Annotated in this window: 23 protein-coding genes; 8 read left to right on the top strand and 15 right to left on the bottom strand. The window is 69.7% G+C overall.

The genetic code is table 11. The features are described 5' to 3' along the window. Window positions 1-123 precede the first annotated feature (123 nt). From CCZ27_RS19790 to thiS, 5 genes are all read right to left on the bottom strand, one after another. On the bottom strand, window positions 124-753 hold the full coding sequence (locus CCZ27_RS19790; protein WP_096451065.1) for a YbhB/YbcL family Raf kinase inhibitor-like protein: 630 nt from the start codon (window positions 751-753) through the stop codon (window positions 124-126). Between the two features lie 53 nt (window positions 754-806). Next, window positions 807-2,648, bottom strand: a complete 1,842-nt coding sequence (sppA, locus tag CCZ27_RS19795) for a signal peptide peptidase SppA (RefSeq protein ID WP_096451067.1) — start codon at window positions 2,646-2,648, stop codon at window positions 807-809. A gap of 13 nt (window positions 2,649-2,661) precedes the next feature. Further along, on the bottom strand, window positions 2,662-3,438 hold the full coding sequence (gene trmB / locus CCZ27_RS19800) for a tRNA (guanosine(46)-N7)-methyltransferase TrmB (protein ID WP_096451069.1): 777 nt from the start codon (window positions 3,436-3,438) through the stop codon (window positions 2,662-2,664). Beyond that, entirely contained in the window at window positions 3,435-4,220 is a 786-nt protein-coding gene (locus CCZ27_RS19805) for a thiazole synthase (protein WP_096451071.1), read from the bottom strand. The genes trmB and CCZ27_RS19805 overlap by 4 nt, the downstream gene beginning before the upstream one ends. A gap of 84 nt (window positions 4,221-4,304) precedes the next feature. Continuing rightward, entirely contained in the window at window positions 4,305-4,508 is a 204-nt protein-coding gene (gene thiS, locus CCZ27_RS19810) for a sulfur carrier protein ThiS (protein WP_096451073.1), read from the bottom strand. Window positions 4,509-4,712: 204 nt separating this feature from the next. Between thiS and metX the strand changes: the two genes are divergently transcribed. The 3 genes from metX to CCZ27_RS19825 all read left to right on the top strand — a co-directional run bounded on the left by metX (window position 4,713) and on the right by CCZ27_RS19825 (window position 8,250). Further along, window positions 4,713-5,840, top strand: coding sequence for a homoserine O-succinyltransferase MetX (gene metX / locus CCZ27_RS19815; RefSeq protein WP_096452810.1), 1,128 nt, complete (start codon window positions 4,713-4,715; stop codon window positions 5,838-5,840). A gap of 2 nt (window positions 5,841-5,842) precedes the next feature. Then, entirely contained in the window at window positions 5,843-6,433 is a 591-nt protein-coding gene (gene metW / locus CCZ27_RS19820) for a methionine biosynthesis protein MetW (RefSeq protein WP_096451075.1), read from the top strand. 140 nt (window positions 6,434-6,573) lie between these two features. Beyond that, window positions 6,574-8,250 carry a hypothetical protein gene (locus tag CCZ27_RS19825; RefSeq protein WP_096451077.1) on the top strand — a complete coding sequence of 559 codons (1,677 nt, stop codon included), beginning with the start codon at window positions 6,574-6,576 and terminating at the stop codon, window positions 8,248-8,250. A 26-nt stretch (window positions 8,251-8,276) separates the two neighbouring features. On the opposite strand, the gene CCZ27_RS19830 is transcribed toward CCZ27_RS19825, so the two are convergent. Further along, a complete protein-coding gene (locus CCZ27_RS19830; protein ID WP_096451079.1) occupies window positions 8,277-8,594 on the bottom strand; it encodes a hypothetical protein in 318 nt (105 codons plus the stop codon). A 290-nt stretch (window positions 8,595-8,884) separates the two neighbouring features. Here CCZ27_RS19830 and CCZ27_RS19835 point away from each other — a divergent pair, with 290 nt between their 5' ends. The 5 genes from CCZ27_RS19835 to can all read left to right on the top strand — a co-directional run bounded on the left by CCZ27_RS19835 (window position 8,885) and on the right by can (window position 13,040). After that, window positions 8,885-10,405, top strand: coding sequence for an AmpG family muropeptide MFS transporter (locus tag CCZ27_RS19835; RefSeq protein ID WP_096451081.1), 1,521 nt, complete (start codon window positions 8,885-8,887; stop codon window positions 10,403-10,405). Then, window positions 10,402-11,172 carry an AzlC family ABC transporter permease gene (locus CCZ27_RS19840; protein ID WP_232516476.1) on the top strand — a complete coding sequence of 257 codons (771 nt, stop codon included), beginning with the start codon at window positions 10,402-10,404 and terminating at the stop codon, window positions 11,170-11,172. The genes CCZ27_RS19835 and CCZ27_RS19840 overlap by 4 nt, the downstream gene beginning before the upstream one ends. Then, window positions 11,169-11,492: an AzlD domain-containing protein gene (locus tag CCZ27_RS19845; protein WP_096451083.1), complete on the top strand. Its 324-nt coding sequence runs from the start codon at window positions 11,169-11,171 to the stop codon at window positions 11,490-11,492. Before CCZ27_RS19840 ends, CCZ27_RS19845 begins: the two co-directional genes overlap by 4 nt. A 13-nt stretch (window positions 11,493-11,505) precedes the next feature. Then, the gene (locus CCZ27_RS19850; RefSeq protein WP_096451085.1) at window positions 11,506-12,228 is read left to right on the top strand and encodes a uracil-DNA glycosylase family protein; all 723 of its coding nucleotides are present in this window, start codon (window positions 11,506-11,508) and stop codon (window positions 12,226-12,228) included. A gap of 161 nt (window positions 12,229-12,389) precedes the next feature. Then, window positions 12,390-13,040, top strand: coding sequence for a carbonate dehydratase (can, locus tag CCZ27_RS19855; RefSeq protein WP_096451087.1), 651 nt, complete (start codon window positions 12,390-12,392; stop codon window positions 13,038-13,040). 114 nt (window positions 13,041-13,154) lie between these two features. On the opposite strand, the gene CCZ27_RS19860 is transcribed toward can, so the two are convergent. From CCZ27_RS19860 to speE, 9 genes are all read right to left on the bottom strand, one after another. Further along, window positions 13,155-15,329, bottom strand: a complete 2,175-nt coding sequence (locus CCZ27_RS19860; protein ID WP_096451089.1) for a primosomal protein N' — start codon at window positions 15,327-15,329, stop codon at window positions 13,155-13,157. A gap of 384 nt (window positions 15,330-15,713) precedes the next feature. Next, window positions 15,714-16,790, bottom strand: coding sequence for a uroporphyrinogen decarboxylase (gene hemE / locus CCZ27_RS19865; protein WP_096451091.1), 1,077 nt, complete (start codon window positions 16,788-16,790; stop codon window positions 15,714-15,716). A gap of 105 nt (window positions 16,791-16,895) precedes the next feature. Next, window positions 16,896-18,347 (bottom strand): TrkH family potassium uptake protein, encoded by a 1,452-nt coding sequence (locus tag CCZ27_RS19870; protein WP_096451093.1) that lies wholly within the window; start codon window positions 18,345-18,347, stop codon window positions 16,896-16,898. A 15-nt stretch (window positions 18,348-18,362) separates the two neighbouring features. Then, complete coding sequence (gene trkA / locus CCZ27_RS19875; protein ID WP_096451095.1) at window positions 18,363-19,766, bottom strand: Trk system potassium transporter TrkA; 1,404 nt, start codon at window positions 19,764-19,766, stop codon at window positions 18,363-18,365. 103 nt (window positions 19,767-19,869) lie between these two features. Continuing rightward, window positions 19,870-21,117 (bottom strand): sigma-54-dependent transcriptional regulator, encoded by a 1,248-nt coding sequence (locus CCZ27_RS19880; protein ID WP_096451097.1) that lies wholly within the window; start codon window positions 21,115-21,117, stop codon window positions 19,870-19,872. 3 nt (window positions 21,118-21,120) lie between these two features. After that, the gene (locus CCZ27_RS19885; protein ID WP_096452814.1) at window positions 21,121-23,241 is read right to left on the bottom strand and encodes a sensor histidine kinase; all 2,121 of its coding nucleotides are present in this window, start codon (window positions 23,239-23,241) and stop codon (window positions 21,121-21,123) included. Then, on the bottom strand, window positions 23,238-23,795 hold the full coding sequence (locus CCZ27_RS19890; RefSeq protein ID WP_232516477.1) for a DUF4390 domain-containing protein: 558 nt from the start codon (window positions 23,793-23,795) through the stop codon (window positions 23,238-23,240). Before CCZ27_RS19890 ends, CCZ27_RS19885 begins: the two co-directional genes overlap by 4 nt. 4 nt (window positions 23,796-23,799) lie before the next feature. Continuing rightward, window positions 23,800-25,083 (bottom strand): 16S rRNA (cytosine(967)-C(5))-methyltransferase RsmB, encoded by a 1,284-nt coding sequence (gene rsmB, locus CCZ27_RS19895; RefSeq protein ID WP_385961451.1) that lies wholly within the window; start codon window positions 25,081-25,083, stop codon window positions 23,800-23,802. A gap of 106 nt (window positions 25,084-25,189) precedes the next feature. Next, window positions 25,190-26,077 carry a polyamine aminopropyltransferase gene (speE, locus tag CCZ27_RS19900; RefSeq protein WP_096451103.1) on the bottom strand — a complete coding sequence of 296 codons (888 nt, stop codon included), beginning with the start codon at window positions 26,075-26,077 and terminating at the stop codon, window positions 25,190-25,192. Between the last annotated feature and the right edge of the window lie 583 nt (window positions 26,078-26,660).

Genomic DNA, 26,660 nt, shown 5'->3' on the forward strand with positions numbered 1-26,660 from the left:
GGCCTGGATCAGGATTCTGTCAGAAAACCCTGAAAATCTGCCCATTGTGGGCAGTGATCCGCCATGGCGGGAATCATCACCGCGATCGATCGCCGCGCCGGGGCGACGCGCTTCACCCGGGCCTCAGCCCGCAAGCGCCGGATTGAGCGTGTACGTGCCGGTGAGCTTCGCTTCGGCCAGCACATGCCCGGCGATCGCCGCGCGTACGCCGGCACCGGCGAAACGGCCCTCGACGGCGCAGCGCGGCACGTCCAGCGCGTACAGCGTGAATACGTAGTGATGGACGATCTCGTCGTTCCACGGCGGGCAGGGGCCGTCGTAGCCGTGGTAGTCGCCCTTCATCGCCTCGTCGCCGGCAAACCAGGCGGTGTAGTCGTTCACCCCGTGGCGGGCGCCGAGCGCGGCCTCCGGACCGGGCTTGCCGCCCGGCGTGACTTCGGAGGAGAAGCGGCCGGCGGCGATCTCGCGCAGGTCGGCCGGCAGGTCGACGACGATCCAGTGGAAGAAATCGACGCGCGGCAGGCTGGCCGGCACCGTGCGGCCTTCCTTGTTGACGTCGTCGCCGCGGCTGGGGACGTCGGGGTCGTGGCAGATCAGCGCGAAGGACTTCGTGCCGGCGGGGACTTCCGACCACGCCAGGTGCGGATTCAGGTTCTTGCCGAGGCAGACGTGGCCCTCGGCGGCCGGGATGCAGAAGGCGAATTCGCCCGGGATGCGGGCGCCGTCGTTGAAGCTCTGGCTGGTGAGTTGCATGCGGCTGTCTCCTTCGTCGTTCCGGTCAAGATGCGATCCTGCGGCCGCCGTTCTCAGGGCGATTCGCACAGGCAGTGTACATACTGGTGCTGCGGATCGTTCCAGCGCATCAGTTCGCGGGCGCCGCGCTGCATGTCGTCCAGCGTGCCGGCAAGCGGCGCCTTGGCGGCCGAGGCAGCGGTATCGAGCAGGCCGGCCTCGCCGGCGAGGCCGATCAGGCGGCGCATCAGACGCTGCTCGATGGATTCGGTCGCCTCCGGCCACACCACGTCGTAGCGCGTGAGCCCGGCGCGCTGCGCGGTCGCCGCGAGCGCGGCCTCGAGTCCGCCGATGCGGTCGACCAGGCCCAGCCCTGCGGCCGCCTGGCCGGTCCACACGCGGCCGCGCCCGACCTTGTCGACATCCTCGGCGCTCATGCGGCGCGCCTGCGCCACGGTACCGAGGAAGCGGCGGTAGCCATGCTCGATGCCGAGCTGCATCGCCTCGGCCGCCGCCGGATCGAGCGGACGGCGCGGATCGAAGGCGGCGGCGAGCGGCGCCGTCGCCACGCCGTCGACGCTGACGCCCAGGCGCTTCAGCGGCTCGGCGATCTCGGGGAACAGCGCGAAGATGCCGATCGAGCCGGTGAGGGTGGCCGGCGCCGCCCAGATCTCGTCGGCGCCGGCCGCGATCCAGTAGCCGCCGGACGCCGCGACCGAACTCATCGACGCCACCACCGGCTTGCCCGCCTCGCGGGTGAGTTCGAGTTCGCGCCGGATCAGCTCCGACGCGAAGGCGCTGCCGCCCGGGCTGTCGATGCGCAGCAGCACGGCCTTCACCGAGTCGTCCTCGCGCGCTTTGCGGATCAGCCGCGCATAGGTATCGCCCGCCACCACGCCGGCGGGCTCCTCGCCGTCGATGATGCTGCCCTGCGCGACGATCACCGCGATGCGTTCGCCCGCCGCCGGACGCGCCCGGCGCACCGCCACGAGGTAGGCGTCAAGTTCGATCCGGCGGAAATCCTTGCCTTCGGCGTCGCGGCCGACGCGCTCGACGAGGCGGTCGCGCCACTGGTCGCGGGTGCTGAGCCGGTCGACGAGGCCGGCATCGAGCGCCGCCCGCGCGGCATCGCCGCGCGTCGCGGCAAGCGCATCGCGATAGCCGTCGACATAGGCGTCCAGGGCGCCGTCGGCAAGCTTGCGGCTGGCGCCGACGTCGTCGCGGAACAGCGTCCACAAGCCCTCGAGCAGATCGCGCGAGGCGATGCGGTCCTCCTCGGACATGTCGTTGCGGGTGAAGGGCTCGGCGAAGGACTTGTACTCGCCGACCCGGAACACATGGACCTTGATGCCGAGCTTGTCGAGCGCGTCCTTGAAATACATGCCGTAGCGCGCCAGGCCGCGCAGCAGCACGAAGCCGTCGGGCGACAGGTGCACCTCGTCGGCCACCGAGGCGAGGTAGTACTGCGCCTGGTCGTAGTCGTCGCCGCGTGCCAGCACCGGCTTGCCCGACGCCTTGAACGCGGCGATCGCCTCGCGCAGTTCGGCGAGCTTGGACAGGCCGCCGCCGCCCAGGCGGTCGGTCTCGATCACCAGCGCGGCGATGCGGTCGTCGTCGCGCGCGGCGCGGATCGCCTCGAGCTGCTCGGCCAGCACCACCCGCCCGCCGGGCACGCCGCCGGCGCGCAGCAGCGTGAGCGGCTCGTCGAACACCACCCGCTCGACGATGGTGCCGACCGGACGCAGCACCAGCGCAGCCCCCTTCGGCACCTGGGGAGCCGGCTGCATGAACAGCGCGACGAAGATGCCGAGCACGAGCGCCACGAGCAGGTAGAACATGCCGCGCGCGACGAAGTCGAACGCGCGCCCGACGAAGCGCAACACACCAAGCACGAAGCGGAACAATCCCCGGATCAAGCGCTGCTCCCTTTCAATCGGCGCGACGGCGGAACACCAGGTCCCACACGCCGTGGCCCAGCTTCAGGCCGCGGTTCTCGAACTTCGTCAGCGGCCGGTATTCCGGGCGCGGGGCGAAATCCGTGGCAGTGTTCCACAGGGCCGGTTGTGCGGAAATGACTTCCAGCATCCAATGCGCGTAGTCCTCCCAGTCGGTGGCGCAGTGCAGGTAGCCGCCGGGCGCCAGCTTGCGCGCGACCAGCGCGACGAAGTCGGGCTGGATGAGGCGCCGCTTGAAGTGCCGCTTCTTGCGCCACGGGTCCGGAAAAAAGATGTGCACGCCGGCGAGCGCGCCGTCGGCGATCATGTCGCGCATCACCTCGACCGCGTCGTGCTGCACGATGCGCAGGTTCGCCAGGCGGTTCTCGGCGATCAGCTTGCACAGCGCGCCCACGCCCGGGGTGTGCACTTCGATGCCGAGGAAGTCGCGGTCGGGCATCGCCGCGGCGATCTTCGCCGTGGTCTCGCCCATGCCGAAGCCGATCTCGAGGATCTTCGGCGCCGGGCGGCCGAAAGCCGCGTCGAGATCGAGCAGCGCCATGCGGTAGGGGATGCCGACCTTCGGCAGCACGTCGTCGAGATGGCGCTGCTGCGCCTCCGACATGCGCCCCTGGCGCAGCACGAAGCTGCGGATGCTGCGGCTGGAAAAGCGGTGCTCCGGGCTGTCGCGGCCGATGATCCCGACCACCGCCACCGGCTGCGGCACGGGTGCGGCGCCCGGCGCCGCGGCTTCGTTGCGGCTCCCGTTCATGAGCCGATCAGCCCTTGGGCCGGCGAACTCGGGTCGGCGGAATAGAACTTGCGCGGCATGCGGCCGGCGAGATACGCCTCGCGGCCGGCCTCGACCGCCTTCCTCATCGCGCTGGCCATCAGCACCGGCTTGCCGGCGGCGGCGATCGCGGTGTTCATCAGCACGCCGTCGCAGCCCAGTTCCATCGCGATCGCGGCGTCCGACGCCGTGCCCACGCCGGCATCGACCAGCACCGGCACCCTGGCGTTGTCGATGATGAGGCGCAGGTTCCACGGATTCAGGATGCCCATGCCGGAGCCGATCAGCGACGCCAGCGGCATCACCGCGACGCAGCCGGCCTCTTCGAGCATCCTGGCCTGGATGGGGTCGTCGGCGCAGTACACCATGACGTCGAAACCGTCCTTCACCAGGGTTTCGGCCGCCTTCAGCGTCTCGGGCATGTTGGGGAACAGCGTCTTCGGATCGCCGAGCACCTCGAGCTTGACCAGCGCGTGGCCGTCGAGCAGCTCGCGCGCCAGGCGCAGCGTGCGCACCGCGTCGTCGGCGGTGTAGCAGCCGGCGGTGTTGGGCAGGATGGTGAAGCGCTCCGGCGGCAGCACGTCGAGCAGGTTGGGCTCGCCCGGGTTCTGGCCGATGTTGGTGCGGCGGATGGCGACGGTGACGATCTCGGCGCCGCTGGCGTCGATGGCTTCGCGCGTCTCGGCGAAGTCCTTGTACTTGCCGGTGCCGACGAGCAGGCGGGAACCGTAGGACTTGCCGGCGATGACCAGGGGGTCGTTCATGGTGTGGACCTGGATGAGAAGAGTCTGAATCCTGTGCGAGGACGAAACCGGCGTCGGCCGGCCGGGCAGGGGAGGCGCGCGCGCTCAGCCCCCTCCGACCGCGACGACGATTTCGAGCCTGTCGCCGTCGGCGAGCTTCACCTCGGCGTGCCGCGCCTTGGGCACGATCTCGCCGTTGCGTTCCACCGCCAGCCGCTTGCCGGCGAGGCCGCGGGCGTCGAGCAGGGCGAGCACGGTGAGATCGGGTTGCAGCGCTTCGCGCTGGCCGTTGAGGGTGACCTGGATCATGGTGACGAGGAGCGTGCGAAACGGGGACGGACGAAAATCTTATCACGCCGCCGGTTTGACTTTTCCCGGGCGCGGCGCTACTTTCGGCCACTCAGCGCCGATTTGAACCGACAGCTTGCGGGCGCTCAATAAATACGGCTAAAGCGAGGGCAGCCCAGTCCGCGTTTAGAAGCCGGCTGGGTTTTTGTTTTCCAGATGACGATCATGATCCAACCTCAATCCGTCGGCATCGTCGTGCCGCAGAAGGCGCGCTTCGCCGAGCCTCTGCCGCTGCGCAGCGGCGGCACGCTGAACGACTACGAGCTGGTGTACGAAACCTACGGCGCCCTCAACGCCGCATGCAGCAACGCGGTGCTGGTGTGCCACGCGCTTTCGGGCTCGCACCACGTCGCCGGCACCCATGCCGGCGAGCCCGGCAGCAGCGGCTGGTGGGACAACCTCGTCGGCCCGGGCAAGCCGCTCGATACGCGCAAGTTCTTCGTCATCGGGGTGAACAACCTCGGCAGTTGCTACGGCTCGTCCGGCCCCAACACGGTGAATCCGGCCACCGGCAGGCTGTGGGGAGCGGACTTTCCCTTCGTCACCGTCGAGGACTGGGTGGATGCCCAGGCGCGGCTGGCGGACCGGCTCGGCATCGAGCGCTTCGCCGCGGTGATCGGCGGCAGCCTGGGCGGCATGCAGGCGCTGTCGTGGACGCTGCAGTACCCCGACCGCGTGGGCAACGCCGCGGTGATCGCCTCGGCGCCCAAGCTCACCGCGCAGAACATCGCCTTCAACGAGGTGTCGCGCCAGGCCATCCTCACCGACCCGGACTTCCACGGCGGCCACTACTACGAGCACGGCGTGGTGCCGGAGCGCGGCCTGCGCCTGGCGCGCATGATCGGCCACATCACCTACCTGTCGGACGACGCGATGGCGGAGAAATTCGGCCGCAGCCTGCGCCACGGCAAGACGGTGTTCAGCTACGACGTCGAGTTCGAGATCGAGTCCTACCTGCGCTACCAGGGCGACAAGTTCGCCGGCTTCTTCGACGCCAACACCTACCTGCTGACGACCAAGGCGCTGGACTACTTCGACCCCGCCTTCGAGCACGGCGGCAACCTGAACGCGGCGCTGGCCCGCGCCGCCGCCAGCTTCCTGGTGGTGTCGTTCAGCACCGACTGGCGCTTTTCGCCGGAGCGCTCGCGCGAGATCGTCTATGCGCTGCTGCACAACCGGCGCGACGTCAGCTACGCGGAGATCGACAGCGCCGCCGGCCACGACTCCTTCCTGCTCGACGACGCGCGCTACCACGCGCTGCTCGGCGCCTGGTTCGACCGCATCGAGGTGTGACGATGACCGCCTACCGCTACGACTACGACGTGATCACGCAGTGGATCGAGCCCGGCGAGAAGGTGCTCGACCTCGGCTGCGGCGACGGCAGCCTGCTCAAGCACCTGATGGACGTGCGCCAGGTGCGGGGCTACGGCGTCGAGAACGATCCCGACAAGCTGGTGAGCTGCATCCGCAGCGGCATCAACGTGATCCAGATGGACATGGAGAAGGGCCTCACCGGTATCGAGAACGGCTTCTTCGACCACGTCATCATGAGCCTGTCGCTGCAGGCGATGCAGAACACCCAGGGCATCCTGTCCGAGATGCTGCGCGTCGGCCGCGAGGCGGTGGTGAGCTTCCCCAACTTCGGCTACTGGCGCCATCGCCAGAGCATCCTCAACGGCCGCATGCCGGTGTCGGAGAGCCTGCCGCACCAGTGGTACAACACGCCCAACGTGCGCTTCTTCACCATCGCCGACTTCGACGCGCTGTGCGAGATGAACGGCATCGCGGTCCATGAGCGGCTGGCCTTCGACGACGGCAAGCTGGTGCTGGACGAGCCGAACTTCCTCGCCAGCGTCGCGGTGTACCGGCTCGGCCGCATCGGCTGATATCGCCGCCGCGGGCGCGGTGAAAGCGCCGTCGCCCGTCCTGCCCGCTGCGGCGGAGCCGGCGCGGCGGCGCCTGTGCCTATACTGAAGCCAGCCCTTCCGGAGCCTGGCCCGAACGTTCGCGGGTGGAGAAAGCCGCCATGGCAGATGCGACCGGCGCAACCCTGATCGCCACCGGCATGCTGCCCTTCGTCGTGCTGGCGGCCGCGGCGCTCACCGCCCCGGTTGCACTGGCCCTGCTGGCGCTCTACCGGCGCGCGGTGCTGCGCTCGATGGCCGAACGCGGCGCGGCGAGAGCAGACGGCCAGCCGGACACGCCGCCTCCCGCCCCGCCACCGCCTCCCGCCGGACTCGAGTTTTCCCCCGCCGCCGCAACGGACGCCCCCACCGATGCGCAGAGCCGGGCCGCGGCGTCGCTGCGCCGGGCCGTCGGCGTGCAGATCGCCGGCGGCCTCGCCTACGCGTCCGCTTTCGCCGCGGCGTGGATGGCGGTCCTCGCCGACTCCGGCCTGCCGCCGGTGCGCTTCCTGTGGCTGCTGGCGTGCCATGCCTGGCCGGCGGTGCTGGCGGTCGGCATCATCGCCGCCGCGTCGCGGCGCCAGCGGCTGCTGCTGGCGGGCGCCTACCTGGCCTTGCTGTCCGTCGTCGCGCTGGTGGCGCTGGCGCGCAATCCCGACTTCACCGCCGGCCAGGCGGCGGGCTTCTGGCTGCTCGTGAATGCGCCGCCGACCCTACTGCTGTTCGCCTTCCTGCGCCGCCGCGTGCGGGCGGTCGGTCCGCTGGTGCTCGCCTTCATGGTGACGGCGGTCGCCGGTTCGCAGGTCGCGGTGAGCCTGATCGGCGAAAGCGAGGCGGCCATGCGCGCGGCCGTCGGCGCCGGCCTGCTGTTCGGGCTGGACGGCACCGGCACCTTCTTCGCGATCATGCTCGCCGGCACCGTGCTGGCCGCCGCTGCCGGCTGGAAATGGCTGCAATGGCTGGGTCGCCTGCACCGCGAGCGCCGCACCGGCGATCAGACGCTGACGCTGGATGCGATGTGGCTGCTGTTCGGCGTGGTGCAGTCGATCGGCTTCGCCTTCGAGGGCATCCTGTGGGTCTTCACCGGCCTCGTCGCCTTCGCCGCCTGCAAGCTGGCGACGCTGGGCGGCCATCGGTGCGCCGGCCTCGGCCGCGCCCGGGGCCGGGCGCCGTCACTGCTGCTGCTGCGGGTCTTCGCGCTCGGTGCGCGCAGCGAGCGGCTGTTCGACGCGCTGACGGCGCGCTGGCTGCGCGCCGGCGACATCAGCCTGATCGCCGGGCCCGACCTCGCCACGACGACGGTGGAACCGCACGAATTCCTCGACTTCGTCGGCGGCCGCCTGTCGCGCCAGTTCGTGCGCGACGACGCCGACCTGGCCCGGCGGCTGCAAGCGCGTGCGCTCGGTCCCGATCCGGACGGCCGCCACCGCGTCAATGAGTTCTTCTGCCACGCCGACACCTGGCAGGCGGCGATGCGCCGGCTCGCGGCCACCGCCGATGCGGTGCTGATGGACCTGCGCAGCTTCTCGCCCGCCAACCAGGGTTGCCGGTATGAACTGCAGCAGTTGTTGGACACCGTGCCGCTGGCGCGGGTCGTGTTCCTGATCGATGCGACCACCGACCGCGCCTTCCTCGAGGCGAGCGTGCGGCGCCTGTGGCAGACGGTCGCCGCCGACAGCCCGAACCGCAGGCCGCCGACCGTCCGCCTGCGGCTGCTGGCGGCCGATGCGCGTGGCGAGCCGGACGTGGAACCGCTGCTCGGCCTGCTGCACGCCGCGGCGGCAGGGCGCGCTACCTGATCCCGGCACCGCCGCGGCACCCGCGCTCAACCGACGACGAAACCCTTCACATCGACGCGGATCGCCGGGCGTTCGAGCACGGCGGCGGCGGCGCGCGCGAACTGCCGCGCCCAGTCGCCCGCCTGCTGGAAGCGCGGTTCGCCGCCGTACTTGGCGACGTTGAGGATCATGTCGAGCACCAGCACCTTGCCCATCGGATTGGACGGCGTGCATTCCAGGGCATCGAATTCCTGCGCCAGCCAGGCGCGCGCCTGGTCCTTGGTGAGGCCGGCCACCTCGGCGTCGTGAACGGCGAACTCGTATTCGCGGCCGGCGCCGAACGACACGATCACTTGATACGACATGACGCTTCTCCTCCATGCGACCCATCCCGGTCGATGGCGCATTGTTGGCACGGCACCGCGGCGAGGCAAGAAACGTATCGAATTGTGCGGCGCGGCCATGGCCCGCGCGCCGGCGCGCCATCCATCGCGCACCGCAGCGGTGCGGCCAATCTGGGATAATCGCGCCTTTCCTCCATGCCGAACCTGCCCGTGCCCCTTTGCGCCGCGCGCCACCCGCAGGCGATCGCCTTGTCGCCCCCGTCCGCCGTTCCCGCCTGCCGATGGCGCCCCCCGCCCCGCGGGGCGCGTCCATGACGGCGCACACCCTGGGCCGCGGCTGGCGGCTGGCGGCCATCCTGGTGCTCGGCTTCGCCTCCGGCCTGCCGCTGGCGCTGACCGGCCAGGCGATGCAGGCATGGCTGACCGTGGACGGCGTGGATCTGGCCACCATCGGCTTCTTCGGCCTGGTGGGCGTGCCCTACACGTTCAAGTTCCTGTGGGCGCCGCTGATGGATCGCTTCGAGCCGCCGCTGCTCGGGCGCCGCCGCGGCTGGCTGGCGCTGACCCAGCTCGCGCTCGCCGCGCTGTTGTGGTGGATGGGCAGCCTGTCGCCGAGCACCACGCCGGGCCTGTTCGCCGCCGCCGCGGTGATGATCGCCTTCCTGTCGGCCTCGCAGGACGTCGTCGTCGACGCCTACCGCACCGACCTGCTGCCCGAGGAGGAGCGCGGCCTGGGCGCCTCGGTGCATGTGTTCGCCTACCGCCTGGCGATGATCGTGTCGGGCGGCATCGCGCTGATCTGGGCCGGGCAGTGGGCATCGTGGCCGCGCGTCTACGAAACCATGGCGCTCATCATGCTGGGCTGCGGCCTGGTGTCTCTGCTGGCCCTGCCGCGCGTGCCGGCGGCGCTGCGGCCGCTGGATTCGGACCCGAGGCGCGAACTCGCCGGCTTCGCCGCGATGCTGGCCGGCGTTGCCGCCGGTTACTGGATCGCGCGCCAGATCCTGGTCCAGATCGGGCTGGACCCGGACGACGCCAACAAATGGGTGCAACTGCTGTTCGTGCTCGCCGAGATCGCGCTGGCGCTGCCGCTGGCGGCCTGGGCGGCGCGGCGCGCCGGCTTCGAGACGCTGAACCGCTCGCTGTCGAGCTACTTCGAGCAGCAGGGCGCGGCCGCCTTCCTCGCGCTGATCATCCTGTACAAGCTCGGCGACGCCTTCGCCGGCAGCCTGACCACGCCCTTCCTGATCAAGGGCATGGGCTTCGCGCAGGAAGAGGTGGGCATCGCCAACAAGGTCATCGGCATCTGGCTCACCATCCTCGGCGCCTTCATCGGCGGGATGATCATGACGCGGCTGGCGCTGTACCGCTCGCTGCTGCTGTTCGGCGTGCTGCAACTGGTGTCGAACTTCGGCTTCTACCTGCTGGCGCAACTGGGCAAGGGGGCGTGGGGCGAGGTCATGGTGCCGGCCTTCGACTGGGGCATCGTATCGATCGCCGCGCCGGCCGCGCTCGACTGGCTGCTGCTGGCGGTGATCGCCGGCGAGAACATCAGCGGCGGCATGGGCACGGTGGCCTTCGTCGCGCTGCTCATGGGGCTGTGCAACCAGCGCTTCACCGCCACCCACTACGCGATGCTGTCGGCCTTCGCCGCGGTGGGGCGCATCTACGTGAGCCCGCTGTCCGGCGTGCTGTCGCAGAGCATCGGCTGGCCGGCCTTCTTCGTCTTTTCCATCGTGGTCGCGGTGCCAGGCGTGGTCATGGTGTGGTGGCTGCGCGATGCGCTCGGCCGCCTGGGCAGGCCGCAGGCGGCGGCGGGAGCGGACGATTGACGGACATTGCCGGAACCGCCGCGCAGCGCACGCGGCTGCGCGAATTCCTCGCCGGCTGCCGGGACGAGGCGCCGCTGCAACTGGGCGTGGTGCCCTTCGGCATGCTGTACGGCATCGGCGCGCTGGCCGCCGGCATGCCGGCCTGGCTGGCGCAGCTCACCTCGGCGGTGGTCTTCGCCGGCGCAGCGCAACTGGTGATCGTGCAGATGCTGGCCGCGGCAGCCGGGGCGCTGCCGATCGGGCTCACCGCCGCGCTGCTGAACCTGCGCCACGTGCTGTACAGCGCCTCGGTCGCCGATCACGTGCGCCACCTGCCGCGGCGCTGGCGCCTGCTGCTGGCCTACCTGCTGACCGACGAAGCCTACGCGGTGGCGATCCTGCGCTACCAGACGGCAACGGCCGGACGGGGCGGAGCGGACATGACGCCCGGCGCCCGGCCGGCGGGCGATCTGCATCACTGGTACTTCCTCGGCTGCGGCCTCACGCTGTGGGCCACTTGGCAGCTTTCCACCGCGGCCGGCCTGCTGTTCGGCGCCACCATCCCGCCCGAGTGGGACATCGATTTCGCCGTGCCGCTGACCTTCATCGCGCTCCTGACGCTGCTGCTGCGCGAACGGGCCGGGCAGGCGGCGGCACTCGCGGCCGCCCTGGGTGCGCTGGCCTTCGCCGCGCTGCCGTACAAGCTCGGCCTGGTGGCGGCCATCCTGCTGGGACTGGTCGCCGGCGTGTGGGCCGCGCGGCGCGGCAACGGGGGAGAGAATCGATGAGCACCACCGCGCTGATCGCGCTGCTGGTCGCCGTCGGCCTGGTGACCTTCCTGTACCGCTACGCGATGATCGGCCTCTTCGCCAGCCGCAATCTGCCGGCCTGGCTGCATGCCCTGTGCCGCCACATCGCCCCGGCCAGCTTCGCCGCGCTCACCGCCACCGCCCTGTTCGTGCATGGCGGCGAGGTCGCCGTCGATCCCGCGGCGCCCAAGACCTGGGCGGCGCTGGTCGCCGCACTGGTCGCCTGGCGCACGCGCAGCGTGTTCGCGACGATAGGCGCGGGCATGGCTGCGCTATACCTGTTCAAGTACCTGTTCTGAGCCCATTGCACCGATGACCGCCGCTACCCTGATCGCCGCCGCCCGCGAACTGTGCGCCGCCGTGGACGGCCTGCGCTTCGCGCCGCCCGTCACCCACGTCTACAACCCGCTCGACTACGCGCGCGACATCCACGAGCACTACCTGCGCCGCTACGGCGAGGGGCGCAAGCGCATGGTGTTCGTGGGCATGAATCCGGGCCCTTTCGGCATGGCGCAGACCGGGGTGCCCTTCGGCGAGATCCCGGCGGTGCGCGACTGGCTGGACCTGGAAGGCCCCGTCGGCCAGCCCGCGCAACCGAACCCCAGGCGCCCGGTGGAAGGCTTCGCCTGCCGGCGCTCGGAAGTGAGCGGACAACGGCTGTGGGGCCTGTTCCGCGACCGTTTCGGCACACCCGAAGCCTTCTTCGCCGAGCACTTCGTCGCCAACTACTGCCCGCTGGTCTTCTTCGAGGACGGCCGCAACCTCACCCCGGACAAGCTGCCCGCGGCCGAGCAGCGCCCGCTGCTGGCGGCCTGCGACGCGCATCTGCGCACGCTGGTGCAGACGCTGCGGCCGGAGTGGGTGATCGGCATCGGCGCCTGGGCCGAGAAACGCGCCGCCGCCGCGCTGGCCGGCGCACCGGCGCAGTCGCTGCGCTTCGGCCGCGTGCTGCATCCGAGCCCGGCGAGCCCGACGGCGAACCGCGGCTGGGCCGAGGCGGCCACGCGCCAGCTCGCCGAACTCGGCGTCTGGTGAGCGCGGCGCAGGCGACGGCCCCAACGGCCCGGCCGGGGCCGGCCCCTTGCCCGGCTCCCCGGCGGCGCCGCGTGCGGCGGTGCACCATCGGCTGCTGACAAGGGGGAGGCGGTAACACATAATCACCGCATCGAAACCGGGCACCGCCCGACGGGATTTCCATGAACGACACGTCGATCGATCATCTGTTCGCCAACAACAAGGCGTGGTCCGAGCGCATGCAGGCGGAAGACCCGGACTTCTTCGGCCGCCTCGTCAATCAGCAGTCGCCGGAATACCTGTGGATCGGCTGTTCCGACAGCCGCGTTCCGGCGAACCAGATCATCGGCCTGGCACCGGGCGAGGTCTTCGTCCATCGCAACATCGCCAACGTCGTCGTGCACACCGACCTCAACGCGCTGTCGGTCATCCACTATGCGGTCGAGTTCCTGCGCGTGAAACACGTGCTGGTCGTCGGCCACTACGGCTGCGGCGGGGTCAAGGCTGCGCTCAACGACAACCGCACCGGCCTCACCGACAACTGGCTGCGCCACGTCCAGGACGTGCGCGACCGCCACGAGGCGAAGCTGGCGGCGATCGACGAGCCGGCGGCGCGGATGAACCGCCTGTGCGAGCTGAATGCGATGCAGCAGGTGGTCAACGTCTGCCAGACCTCGATCCTGCGCGAAGCCTGGGCGCGCGGGCAGAGCGTCACCGTGCATGGCTGGTGCTACAGCCTCGAGAACGGCCTGGTCAACGACCTGAAGGTGAGTTCCACCAGCCGCGAAGAGGCGATGGATCGCTATCGCGACGCGGTGGAACGGCTGGGCTGAGCGCTTTCGCCGCAATGGGCGGCGTGCGAATGCCGCCGGCCACCCCGGCGCCACGTTCCGCGCCCGGGCCCTGGAGCAGGCTGCTTCCCGGCGCTCGACTCCGGAAACGATCGTTCAGACGTCCAGCGGATCGACGTCGATCTGCCAGCGCAACTCGCGCGCGGTGCGCTGGCGGTAGAGCAGGGCGACCCAGTCGGCGAGAAAGGTCTGCAGCGGCCCGCGGTGGTCCGCCTCGACCAGCAGTTGCGCCCGTTCGCGCCGTGCCAGGCGGGTCAGCCGCATCGGCACCGGGTCGTACAGGCGCAGGCCCGCGGGTGCGCGCTCCTCGGCCAGCCGGCGCGCGTGGCGCAGGAACTCCACCGCGTCGTCCAGCGCCGGCGCGTCGGCGCGCAGCATGGCCTGGTGGGTGAAGGGTGGAAAACCCGCCGCGCGCCGCTCCTGCAGCGCCATGCGGGCGAAGGCGTCGAAGTCGTGCCGGGCCAGGTGCTGGTACAGCGGGTGTGCCGGGTATTCGGTCTGGATCAGCACCTCTCCCGGCAGCACACCGCGGCCGGCGCGGCCGCCGACCTGCATCAGTTGCTGGAACAGGCGTTCCGGCGCGCGGAAATCGGCGGCATGCAGCGAGGCGTCGGCGCCGATCACCCCGACCAGGGTGAGCTGCGGGAAGTCGTGGCCCTTGGCCATCATCTGGGTGCCGACGAGGATGTCGGCGCCGCCGTCGGCGATGGTCGCCAGCAGGCTTTCCCACTGGGCGCGGGTGCGCGCCGCATCGCGGTCGACGCGCAGCACGCGCGCCCGCGGAAACAGCTCCGCCAGCCGCGCCTCGATGCGCTGCGTGCCGCGGCCGAAGGGCCGGATGTCCTGGTCGCCGCAGCTCGGGCAGGCGTGCGGAATCGGCCCGTCGCAGCCGCAGTGGTGGCAGCGCAGCCGGCGGTCGGCCAGATGCACCACGAGATTGGCGGAGCAGTGCGGACAGCGGCTGATCCAGCCGCAGGACGGGCACGACAGGACCGGCGCATAGCCGCGGCGGTTGAGGAACACCAGGCTCTGCTCGCCGCGTTCCAGCCGCGCCGCAACCGCCGCCTGCAGCGCCGGGCTGAGGCCCTCGTCCAGCCTCAGGCGCCGGGTGTCGATGCAGCGCACCGCCGGCATCGCCGATGCCACCGCGCGCTGGTTCAGGGCGAGCGGCGCATAGCGCCCGCCGCGCGCGTGATGCCAGCTCTCCAGCGACGGCGTGGCCGAGCCGAGCACGACCGACACGCCGTGCTGGCGCGCGCGCCACACGGCGACGTCGCGCGCCGAATACCGCACGCCCTCCTGCTGCTTGTAGGAGGCGTCGTGTTCCTCGTCGACCAGGATCAGGCCGAGGCGCGGCAGCGGCGCGAACACCGCCAGCCGCGTGCCGAGCACGATGTCGGCGTGGCCGGTCAGCGCCTGCACGAAGCCGCGCGAACGCGCTCCGGCAGCCAGCGCCGAATGCAGGCTGACCACGTTCGCCGCCGGAAAACGCTGCGCGACGCGGCGCTCGAGCTGCGGCGTGAGCGCGATCTCCGGCACCAGCATCAACACCTGGCCGCCACCCGCCAACACCTGCTGCGCCAGCCGCAGATAGACCTCCGTCTTGCCGCTGCCGGTCACGCCCTGCAGCAGCCAGGCGCGAAAACCGGGGGGCGCCGCGGACACCTCGCCGATCACCGCGGACTGCTCGGCCGTCAGCGCCGGCGCGGCGGCCATCCGTTCGCGCCCGCCCGCCGCCGGAGCCGGCGCCAGCCAGCCACGGCGCAGCGCATCGCCGACGGCGGCGCCCTGCGGCAGTTCGCGCACCACGCTGCGCCGCATGGGCGCGCCCGTCGCCGCAAGCTCGCGCAGCAGGGTCAGCGCCTTGCTGTCGCGGCGCACCGCCTGCAGTGCGGACCAGCCGGCGTCGGAAACCACGAGCAGCGGGTCCTCGTCCTCGCCGCTGACACCATCGGCGCGCCGCAGGCCCGGGGGCAGAGCGAGGGCGACCACCTCGCCGAGCGGCGCATGGTAGTAGCGCGCGACGAAATCGACGAGCCCGAGCCAGTCTTGCGGCAGGGGCGGCACTTCGCGCTGGATGTGCAGCACCGGCTTGAGCCGTGCCGCGTCCACCTCGGCCGCGGCGGACAGCGCAACGATCAGGCCGCTCTTCTCGCCGCGCCCGAACGGCACCCGCACGCAGCGTCCGATGTCCGTCTCTCCGGCATCTTCCGCTATGTAATCAAAGACCTGCGGTATGGGGACAGGAAGCGCGACGCGGACGTAGGGCATGCCGGAAGCGGGCGTGAAAGGTAAAATCCAGAAAATTCAACAGCTTGCGGAAGCTTGTTGATGTCGGACAGCGGAAATCGGGCCTAAGGAATTGTCCGGCATAACCCTAATGGCTTGTCCACAAAAGCTGTGGACAACTTTGTGGGAAAGCTGGGTGAATCGCGCTCAATCCCGCGCGGCACAAGCCCTTCTGTCACTTCGCCTTAACATTGCGCATTTCTTAAACCCTTTAAATTCAATGGCTTGAAAAATGCGCTACCTATCACCGGCAGCGGACCGGCATCGGCACGCTGGAACCGGCGATTGTGCATAAGTCAAGCACCCGATGTTCGATTTTTTGCTTGACAGCCCGCGTGCGGGACACCCGCCCGCCGCCACGCGGTTTCAGCGGCCCTCGGCGGTGCGCAGCGTGCGGCTGTGCTCATGCACCGTGTCGACCAGCACGCGCACGTTGTCGGGCGGCGTGAACTGCGAGATGCCGTGCCCGAGGTTGAACACGTGGCCCGGATGCGGACCGTAGGCATCCAGCACCCGCCGGGCCTCGGCCGCCACCACCTCGGGCGGCGCGAACAGGATGGACGGGTCCAGGTTGCCCTGCAGCGCGACCTTGCCGCCCACCAGGGCGCGGGCGCGGCCGATGTCCATGGTCCAGTCCAGGCCGACGGCATCGCTGCCGATCGCGGCGATGGACTCCAGCCAGATGCCGCCGCCCTTCGTGAACACGATGCTGGGTACGCGATGGCCGTCGCGCTCGCGCACGAGCCCGGACACCACCCGCTCCAGGTAGCGCAGCGAGAACTCGCGGTAGGCCGCTTCCGACAGCACGCCTCCCCACGAATCGAACACCATCACCGCCTGCGCGCCCGCTTCGATCTGGGCGTTCAGGTACGTCACCACCGCCTGCGCGGTGACGTCCAGGATGTGATGCAGCAGATCGGGGCGGCTGTATGCCATCGTCTTGATCCGCCGATAGTCGTCGGACGAGCCGCCCTCCACCATGTAGCAGGCCAGCGTCCACGGGCTGCCGGAGAAGCCGATCAGCGGAACGCTGCCGTCGAGGGCGCGGCGGATCTCGGCCACCGCATCCATCACGTACTGCAGCTCGGCGTGCGGATCGGGCGCCGACAGGTTGCGGATCTCCCATTCGTCGCGCAGCGGGCGCTCGAAGCGCGGGCCCTCGCCTTCGGCGAAGTACAAGCCAAGCCCCATGGCGTCGGGCACGGTGAGGATGTCGGAAAACAGGATGGCCGCGTCGAGGTCGTAGCGGGCCAGCGGCTGCAGCGTGACCTCGCAGGCGAGCGCCGGACTCTTGCACAGTTGCAGGAAGCTGCCCGCGCGCCTGCGCGTCTCGCAGTATTCCGGCAGGTAGCGGCCGGCCTGGCGCATCAGCCAGACGGGGGTGTAGTCGGTGGGCTGGCGCAGCAGGGCGCGCAGGAAAGTATCGTTTTTCAGACGGCTCACGTCGGATCCTCGGATCGCCCCTCGCGGGCGGGACAGACCGTGATTATCGCCCGTCGCCGGCCCGAGCGGGTCATCGGCGTGCCGCCGCCGTCCGGCAGGAGCGCCTCAGCGCCGCCAGAAGGCGGGCGTCAGCACCACCAGCAGCGTGAAGATCTCGAGGCGGCCGAGGATCATCGCAAACGACAGCACCCACTTGTGGAAGTCGGCGAGCGCCTGGTAGTTGGAGGCCGGCCCCACCGCCTCCAGCCCCGGACCGGTGTTGTTGAGACAGGCCACCACCGCCGAAAACGCGGTGATCAGTTCCAGGCCGCTGGCCGACAGCAGCAGCGTCAGCGACACGATGGACACCATGTACATGAAGCTGAAGCCCAGCACCGCATGCAGGATGCCCTCCGGCACCGGCTGCTCGCCGATGCGCACCGGCACCACCACGTTGGGATGCAGCGAGCGCACGATCTCGCGCAGCACCTGCTTGTACAGGATCATCGCCCGCATCATCTTGATCCCGCCGCCGGCCGAGCCCGAGCAGGCCACGAAGCTGCCGAGGAAGAGCACCCAGGTCTGCGCGAACATCGGCCAGTGGGTGTAGTCGTAGGTCGACAGGCCCAGCGAGGTGGAGATCGACACCACGTGGAACGCCACGTAGCGCAGGGTGGTCAGCAGGTCGGCATGCGCTTCGGTCTGCATCAGGTAGAGCGTCAGCATCACGATGCTGAAGGCGAGCACGCCGAAGTAGAACGGCAGTTCGGGGTCGCGCCAGTAAGGCAGCGGCGAGCGCCGCGCGAGGGCCATGTAGTGGGTGGCGAAATTGAGCCCCGACAGCAGCGCGAAGCCGGCGGCGACCGCTTCCACCGCGACGTTGTCGAAATAGGCCAGCGAGGCATCCTTGCTCGAGAAGCCGCCCAGGCCCGTGACCGAGAATGCATGGATCACCGCGTCCCACGGGCCGAGCCCCGCCCACCACAGCGACAACCCGCAGGCGAGCGTGAGCAGCATGTAGGTCACCCACAGCCCCTTCGCCGTCTCGGTGATGCGCGGCGTCAGGCTGGACTCCTTCATCGGCGTCGGCACCTCGGCCTTGAACAACTGCCGCCCGCCGATGCCCAGCAGCGGCAGGATCGCCACCACCAGCACGATCACGCCCATGCCGCCGATCCAGTGCATGAAGGTGCGCCACAGGTTGAGCGAGATCGGCAGGTCGTCGAGCCGCGTCAGCACCGTGCCGCCGGTGGCGGTGAGCCCGGACACCGCCTCGAAATAGGCGTCGGTGGCGGAGAGGCCCGGGATGTTGAGCAGCAGGGGCAGGGCGCCGAACACCGGCAGGCCGACCCACGTCGCCGCCACCAGCAGGAAGCCGTCGTGCACCCGCAGGTCGCGCCGTGCGCACCGCGTCACCACCCACAGCAGCAGGCCGACGAGGAAGGTGATGATGATCGAGTCGCGGAAGCGGATGCCCTCGTCCAGGCTGTAGGACACGGCCAGCGGGACGGTCATCAGCAGCCCGAAGATCATGATGATCAGGCCGAGCGCATTCAGGGCGGGATGGTAGGCGCGCATGCGGGCGGGGACCGATCAGAGGAAGGCGAAGCCGACCTGGAACAGCTTCTCGACCTTGCGCACCAGCTTCTTGTGCGTACAGAAGACGATCACGTGGTCGTTCTCGCGGATCACCGTGTCGTGGTGCGGAATGATGACCTCGCGGCGGATGATCTTGCCGTCCTCGCGCTTGACGTTGCGCACGATGGCGCCGATGGTCGCGCCCACGGGCAGCGCCACGTCCTCGATCGGCCGCCCCACCACCTTGGAATCCTTCGGGTTGCCGTGGGCGATGATCTCCAGCGCCTCGGCCGCGCCGCGGCGCAGGCTGTGCACCGCGACCACGTCGCCGCGCCGCACATGGGCGAGCAGCGTGCCGATGGAGGTGTGCGCCGGCGAGATGGCGATGTCGATCGGCCCGCCTTGCACGAGGTCGACGTAGCTCTTGCGGTTGATCAGGGCCAGCGTGCGATGCGCCCCCATGCGCTTGGCGAGCGAGGCCGACATGATGTTGTCTTCCTCGTCGTTGGTCAGCGCGACGAAGAGGTCCGTCTCGTCGATGCCCTCGGCCTCGAGCAGCTTCTCGTCGGTGGCGTCGCCGCGCAGCACCAGCGCGCGCTTGAGCTGCGTCGCCACCGTCTCGGCGCGGGCGGCGTTGCTCTCGACGATCTTGACGTGATAGTCCTGCTCGATGGAGCGTGCGAGCCGCAGGCCGATGTTGCCGCCGCCGGCGATGATGATGCGCCGCATCGGCCGGTCGCCGCGGCGCAGCTCACCGATCACCTGCCGGATATGCACCGTCGCCGCGAGGCAGAACACCTCGTCGCCAGGCATGATCACCGTGTCGCCCTCGGGCATGATGGGCTCGCCCTCGCGATAGATGGCGGCGATGCGGGCCTCCACGTTGGGCAGGTGGAAGCGCAGCGCCTTCAGCGGATGCCCCACCAGCGGGCCGCCTTCGAACGCGCGCATGCAGATCAGGCTGACCACGCCGTCGGCGAACTCGAGCACCTGCAGCGCCTCGGGGAAGGAGATCAGGCGCTTGATGTGATCGGTGACGACCTGCTCGGGGCAGATCGAGAAATCCACCGCGAAATTGTCGTCGTCGAGCAGTTCGGGGTGGTCGACGTAGTCGGTGGAGCGCAGCCGCGCGATGCGCGTCGGGAGGTTGAACAGCACCTTGGCGATGCGGCAGGCGCACAGGTTGGTCTGGTCGGACTGGGTGACGGCGATCAGCAGGTCGGCATCGTCGGCGCCGGCGTCCTTCAGCACCGTCGGCGATGCCGCATTGCCGCATACGGTACGGATCTCGAGACGCTCACGCAGCACCGCGAGATGCTCGGCGCTGGTATCGACGAGGGTGATGTCGTTGGCCTCCGACACCAGGTTTTCTGCCACCGACGCGCCGACCTGGCCGGCGCCGAGAATGATGATCTTCACCCGAGAATCCCGACTGGCGTTTGGCCGGCAATGTTACACGCCCGGGACTCGCCCCGAAGCGGGTTGTTGCAGCGCAACAACGCGAGCGCCGGCAGGCGCCCGCTCAGCCTTCCTCATGGCGCCGGCCGGCCTGCAGGCCGAGCTGCTTGAGCTTGCGGTAGAGGTGGGTGCGCTCGAGCCCGGTCTTTTCGGCGAGGCGGGTCATGTTGCCGCCCTCCAGGCGCAGGTGATGCTCGAAATACAGCCGCTCGAAGGCTTCGCGCGCCTCGCGCAGCGGCTGGTCGAGCGGGACACCCGTCATGCCGACGTCATGCGACGGGGCGAGCAGCCGGCGCACGTCGGCGACGCCGATCTCCTCCTCCAGCGTACCCAGCGCGAGCGACTTCACCGCCGCGCGCAGCTCGGCGTAGCCGCCCGGCCAGCCGAGATTGCGCAACTGGTTGAGCGCCGCCGTCGAGAAGCGGCGCAGCGGCACCTCGCCGCCCTCGACCAGATGCAGCAGGATCTGGCTGGCGAGTTCGGGCAGGTCGTCCTTCACGTCGGCGATCGAGGGCGGCGCCAGGCTGACCTCGAACAGGCGCGACACCAGCGACTCTTCCCAGCCCTCGGCCAGCAGCGCATCGAGGCTGCGGTCGGTGGCCGCCACCAGGCGCAGGTCGTAGCGGTCCAGCCGGTCGAGCGCGAAGGCCAGGTTCTTCTGCTGCGCGCGCGACAGGCGCGCAAGCTCGCCGACGAACAGCACGCCGCCCTGCGTTGCCTGCAACTGGTTCAGGTCGAGCGGCGCGGTCACCGCGGCAAGGTCCAGCCACGGCGCACCGCTTGCCTGCACGCTGCGCGCGACCAGCTCGGCCAGGCTGCCCGCGCCCACGCGCAGCAGCAGCACGCGCGAATTCACCGCGATCTGCTCGACGCGGCGGCGCAGCTCGCGCAGCGGCACCGAGCGGGTGAAGGCTGCCAGCGTGAGCGGCGCCGGCGTGCCAGCCGGCTGCGGGCGCTGCAGCCCGCGCTTCACTGCCGCCAGCAGCTTCTGCAGCGCGATCGGCTTCTCGAGGTAGTCGATCGCGCCGATGCGGGTCGCCTCGACCGCGGTATCGATCGTGCCGTGGCCCGACATCATCACCACCGGCATCGTCAACTGGCCGCTGGCAGCCCACTCCTTCAGCAGCGTGATGCCGTCGGTGTCGGGCATCCAGATGTCGAGCAGCACCATGTCGGGGCGCAGGGCGTTGCGCGCCGCACGCGCCGCGGCGGCGTTCTCGGCGAGCAGCACGTCATGCCCCTCGTCGCGCAGGATCTCGGACAGCAGCTCGCGGATACCCACTTCGTCGTCAACGATTAGTATTTTTGCCATCTTTCAGTTGTCACCACTCGTTGCAGCCAGACGCAGGCGGATGCGTACCTCGGCGCCACCGCCGTCGCGGTTCGCCAGCCTGACCTCGCCACCGTGCTCATCGACTATCTTCTTCACCATCGCCAGGCCGAGGCCGGTGCCCCGCGACTTGGTGGTGAAATAGGGTTCGAAGGCGTGTGTCAGCACTTCCGCCGGGAAGCCCGGGCCGTTGTCACGGAACAGCAGCAGCGCACGCTCGCCTTCGCGGCGGGTGATCACCTGCATCTCGCCGTCCTCGTCGCCGTTCAGCGCATCCTGGGCATTTTGCAGCAAATTGTGGATCACCTGTCGAATCTGCGTGGCATCGCCCTGCACCGGCGGCAGGTCCTGCGCCAGTTCCAGCCGGATGCGCCCGGCCGCGCTTTCGTAGAGATTCAGCACCTCGCGGATCAGCGCATTCAGGTCCACCGCGGCAAGTTGCGGCGCGGGCAGCCGCGCGTAATCGCGGAAGGCATTGACCAGGTTCTTCATCGCCTCGACCTGGTTCACGATGGTCCGCGTCGAGCGCTCCAGCATCTCGCGGCCGTCGTCGTCGAGGCGGTCGGCGAGCTTGAAGGCCAGGCGCTCGGCGGACAACTGGATCGGCGTCAGCGGATTCTTGATCTCGTGCGCCAGGCGACGTGCCACCTCGGCCCATGCCGCGGTGCGCTGCGCGGCGATGAGGCGCGAGATGTCGTCGAACACCACCACCGATCCGCCCCCGCCGCTCTGCGGCAGGCGCGAGCCATGGATGAGCAGCGTGAGCGGAGCGCTGTCCTTCACCGGCAGCTCGATCTGCGCCTGCCAGTCCCCCTCGTTCGCCGCGAAGCCGTCGACGAGTGCGTCGCGCAGCACCTGGTGGCGCGGCCACTCGGCCAGCGGGATATCCTCGAAGCCGGCGAGATCGTCGTCCAGGATGGCCAGCGCGCCATGGTTGGCCGCACGCAGCGTGCCGTCGGCCGCGAAGGCGAGCACGCCGGTGGACAGGTTGGCCAGCACGCTCTCCAGATAGACCCGCGCCGCTTCCACCGCGGCACGGCTGCGGTCGGTCGCGGCGCGCGCATCCTCGAGCTGGCGCGTCATCTGGTTGAACGACTGGGTCAGCACGCCCAGCTCGTCGCGGGCCGGCAGCGCCTGGCGCGGACTGAAGTCCCCCTGCGCCACCGCCTGCGTGCCTTCGGCCAGGATCAGCAGCGGTGCGACGAGCCGGCGCGCCATGATGAAGGCCACCGCCACCGCCGCCAGCAGGGCGAGCAGCATCGTCAGCGTCAACGTCAACGTGTAGATGCGCTTGAGGCCGACGCGCCCGAGCGTCAATTGCTGGTACTCGCGATAGGCTTCCTGCACCGCCTCCGCGTTGTGGCCAAAGGTCTCGGGGACGGGCTGGGTGAGCTGCAGCAGGTGCGTCTCGCCCGCCAGCGTGCGCATCGGGATGGGCACGATCACCCGGATCACCAGCCGGCCGTCGGGCTGCGTCTCCACCGCGTGCAGGCTCAGCGTCTGCCGCGCCTGCCGCAGTTGCGTCGCGGTCGGCAGGTCCGGCAGCAGGGTGCCGGCCGAATCCACCGCGCTGGCGACGATCTGCCCGTTGATGCCGATCACCGTCGCGCTGGCGACGCCGGCCTGTTCGCGCAGGCGGTTGAGCAGCGCCGACGGCACCGGGTCGTTGCCCTCCAGCACGAGCGCCATGCCTTCGGCCTTTTCGTGCACCTGGCCGACGAGGAAGTCGAGCGCCTTCTGCCCCAGCGCGATGCCGCCCTCGAGCGCGGCATCGACGCGCACGTCGAACCACGATTCGATGCTGCGCACCACGAACTGCAGGGACACCGCATACACCACGAAGCCCGGCAGCAGTCCCATCAGCGCGAACATCAGCACCAGCCGGTACTTGAGCCGCGAGCCGAACTGCCGCTGACGATACTCGCGCCACAACATGTGCAACTGCAGGCCGACCAGCGCCGCCAGGGCGACGACCACCGCGCCGTTGAGGCCGAGCAGGTAGGGATAGCTGCCGGCGAACAGGTCGGTGTTCGAACTCGCGGACGTCAGCAGGAACAGCGAGATCGCGGCCAGCGCGGCAGCGACGACGAGTGCGATCCGCTTCATCGGGAGGCGGCCGCGCCGGGCAGGAAGGTCCATCGCACCCACTCCGTGCCGAGATCCCAGTCGCGGCTGCCGATGGCGGTGACCTGGAAAGGCTTGGGCAGTTGGGAGGTGTCGAGCTGGAAGCGCAGCGCGACCTGGTGCGACACCCCGGGCCGGAGTTCGTCGCTGCCCGCGACCTGCCAGTTGCGGATGCGCAGCATCGTGCGCACGGCGGCATCGAGACTGTCGAAGCTCTGCTGGAAACTGCCGATGGACAGGCGATAGCTGCGCGTGATGGCGTTGTAGTGCAGGCGGTAGTCGAGCGTGCGGTCGACGACGAGTTCGTTGAGCCAGTACCAGCGCGGACGCTCGATGCGCAGTTCGGCGACGAAGTACAGCGACACGCCGCGGGTCACGGCATCGGCGAGACGCGAGTTGAGTTCGAGATCGATGTCCGCGTTCAGCACGTAGCCGCCGTCGCCGGGCACGATCTCGGCGCTGCGGATGAGCGCCTCCTCGGCGCAGGACGCGAAAGTGGCGCACATCAGCACCACGGCGCACAGCCAGCGCCGCATGCGTTCAGCGAGACTTGCGCAGCAGGGCGAAGTAGAAGCCGTCATGTTCGGCATTGGGGAAGAGCTGGCAGTCGGGGCGGTTGTCGATCGGAAGCTGTTCGGCGTCGCCGTGGCGGGCGCGGAAACGCGCGATCTGCAGCCGGTTTTCTTCGTCGAATACCGAACAGGTGACGTAAAGCATTGTGCCATCGGGCGCCAGCGTCTGCCAAAGCGCATCGAGGATCTCCGCCTGCTGCGCGGCGAAGCGGCCGATGTCCTCGTCGCGGCGCAGCCACTTGATGTCGGGATGGCGGCGCGCCACGCCGGACGCCGAACACGGCACGTCGGCGAGGATGCGGTCGAACGGCCGCCCGTCCCACCACGCGTGCAGGTCGCGGCAGTCGGCGACCCTCACCTGCGCGGCAAGGCCGAGGCGCGCCAGGTTGCGCCCGATGCGCTCCGCACGCTGCGGATCGAGTTCCAGTGCCAGCAGATCGACATCGGCGCGCTCGAGCAGATGAGCGCTCTTGCCGCCGGGTGCGGCGCAAGCGTCCAGCACGCGCTCGCCGTCGCGGGCGTCCAGCAGCCTGGCCGCCCACTGCGCGCCGGCGTCCTGCACCGACAGCAGCCCTTCGCCGTGGCCGGGCAGGCGCGCCACCGCGACCGGCCGCTCGAGCAGCACCGCGTCGTTCTCCAGCCGGTGCCCGGGCACGCCGGCCTGCTGCAGCATCGCGAGCGCCTCATCCACCGTCATGCGGCGGCGATTCACGCGCAGCGCCATCGGCGGATGCTGGTTGCCGGCATCGAGCACAGCCTCCCACCGCTCCGGATGGGATCGCCGCAGCCTTTCCAGCCACCACCGCGGATGCGCATGGCGGGCCGCTTCGTCGACTCCGATCCAGTCCGCCCATGACGCCTTCTGCCGCAGCGCATTGCGCAGCACGGCATTGACCATGCCCCGCATCCCCGGCATCTCCGCCGCCACGGCCTGGACTGCCTGATCGACGACGGTATGCGCCTGCTCGGGACGTTGCCCCAGCCGATGCACCGCCACCAGCAGCAAGGCCCGCACGAAGGAAGGCGGCGGGGCGTGCAGCAGATGCCGCAGCACCGCATCGCCGCGGCCATATTCGCGCAGCGTCGACCATGCGAGGTCGCGCACCGCGCCGCGCGTGCCTTCGGCCCAGTCGGGATGCGCCTGCTGCATCCGCTCGAAGCCGTCGGTGAGGTTCGCGCCGTCGAGCACCTCCGCGACGAGGCGCGCCGACGCCTGCAGGGCGTAGCCCAGGCTGTCGGCGGGCAGCCGCACGGGCGACGGACGGGGACGGCGAGGAGCGGAATCGTGCGTGCGCGTCGACGGCGCGGAAGGACGGGTCACGGTAGAACGACTTTCCTGCAAAGGTCGCGTGGCCGCTTCATGCGAGCAGGCCGCGCAGATGATTTGGATATGCGAATTGCGCGCAATGGACCGCCCCATTGTAGTGCCGAAGCCCTTCCAGCCGGCGTGCCGCAATGCGCGCATCGACCTCTCCGGCGCCGAGCGCGGCCGGATCGAGCGTGTCGGACGCCACGGCGAAGACGCACAGGCTGCCGTACAGCGGAACATAGGCGAGATAGGGCCGAACCACGCCGAACGCCGTGCGCAGCTCCCGCAGCACCGAGGCGACCTGATCACGCTGGAAATATGCACTGCCCAGTTGCAGGCTCAGCGTCCCTCCCGGCGCCAGCAAGGCCCGGCAGGCGCCGAAGAAGGCGGCGGAGAACAATGGCTTCGCCGCGCCGACGGGATCGGTCAGATCGAACACGATCAAATCGAACGCATCCGCCGCCGGCTGCCCGCGCATGGCCTCGACATGGGCCATGCCGTCCCCGATGCGCAGTTCAACCCGCGGATCGTCCAGCGCGCCACGATGCACCGCTTGCAGATGGCGCCGCGCGATATCGACCACACCGGCGTCAAGCTCGACGACCACCACTCGGTCGATGGACGGATGCTTCAGCAACTCCTCCGCCGAGCCGCCATCCCCACCCCCGAGGACCAGGGTCCGGCGAGGGCAAGGATGGGCGACGCCGGCCACATGCGCCAGGTTTTCGTGGTAGTGGAATTCATCGCACTCGGAGGTCATGAAGCAGCCGTCGAGCCGGAACAAGCGGCCGAAGCGCGGCGTGTCCCACACCTCGATCTCCTGATGGGGCGTGCGCAGACGCTCCAGCAATCGCCCGCCACGGAGGAAGTAGCCCGCATCGTCCGCCAACCGCTCGATCAGCAGGCCCTCCTCCGCCAGCAGTTCATCTCCATCCATCTCCGTCCCCATTTCGATTCCGCCGTGTGTTTCACGTGAAACACGCCCTCCCGGCACGTAGTTTGCCCAAGGCCCGGCAACCGGGCTTCATACGGAGCCTACGCCGCTACGCACAGCGCCCCGCCCCGTGCGCCATCCCTGCGAGGTCGACCGTTCCGACGTATTCACAGGTCTGCCGAAGCCGGATGCCCAGTACGTATTCAGAGAAACTGCGGCACCGGGAACACCAGCGGCAAGCCCCCCTTCAGACGTGTTCCACGTGAAACAGCGAGACTTGCAGCACCGGATCCGGGTGGAGTGAATCGCTTCCTGCGCTGCTACTGCCCGATGCAGAGGTGACGTTTTCGCCGCATGCTGTTGATTTCAAGGGTGTTTTTGAACCCCATCGACGCGCTTGGATCTATTCTTGGATCAAAAAATCAAGCGTATCTCTTGGTAGCAGCGGATGGCCCTCCCTGGACACTTCCCGCGCTCCCATTACCGATGCGATGCGTCAGCAGACGACCTGATCAGTGGCAGCGAAACCGGCCATCGACGTGCGCCAACGTCCAATGCGCTGCAACGGGCTCATTTTCCCACCTCC

The sequence above is a fragment of the Thauera sp. K11 genome (genome assembly GCF_002354895.1).
Classification (GTDB): Bacteria; Pseudomonadota; Gammaproteobacteria; order Burkholderiales; family Rhodocyclaceae; genus Thauera; species Thauera sinica.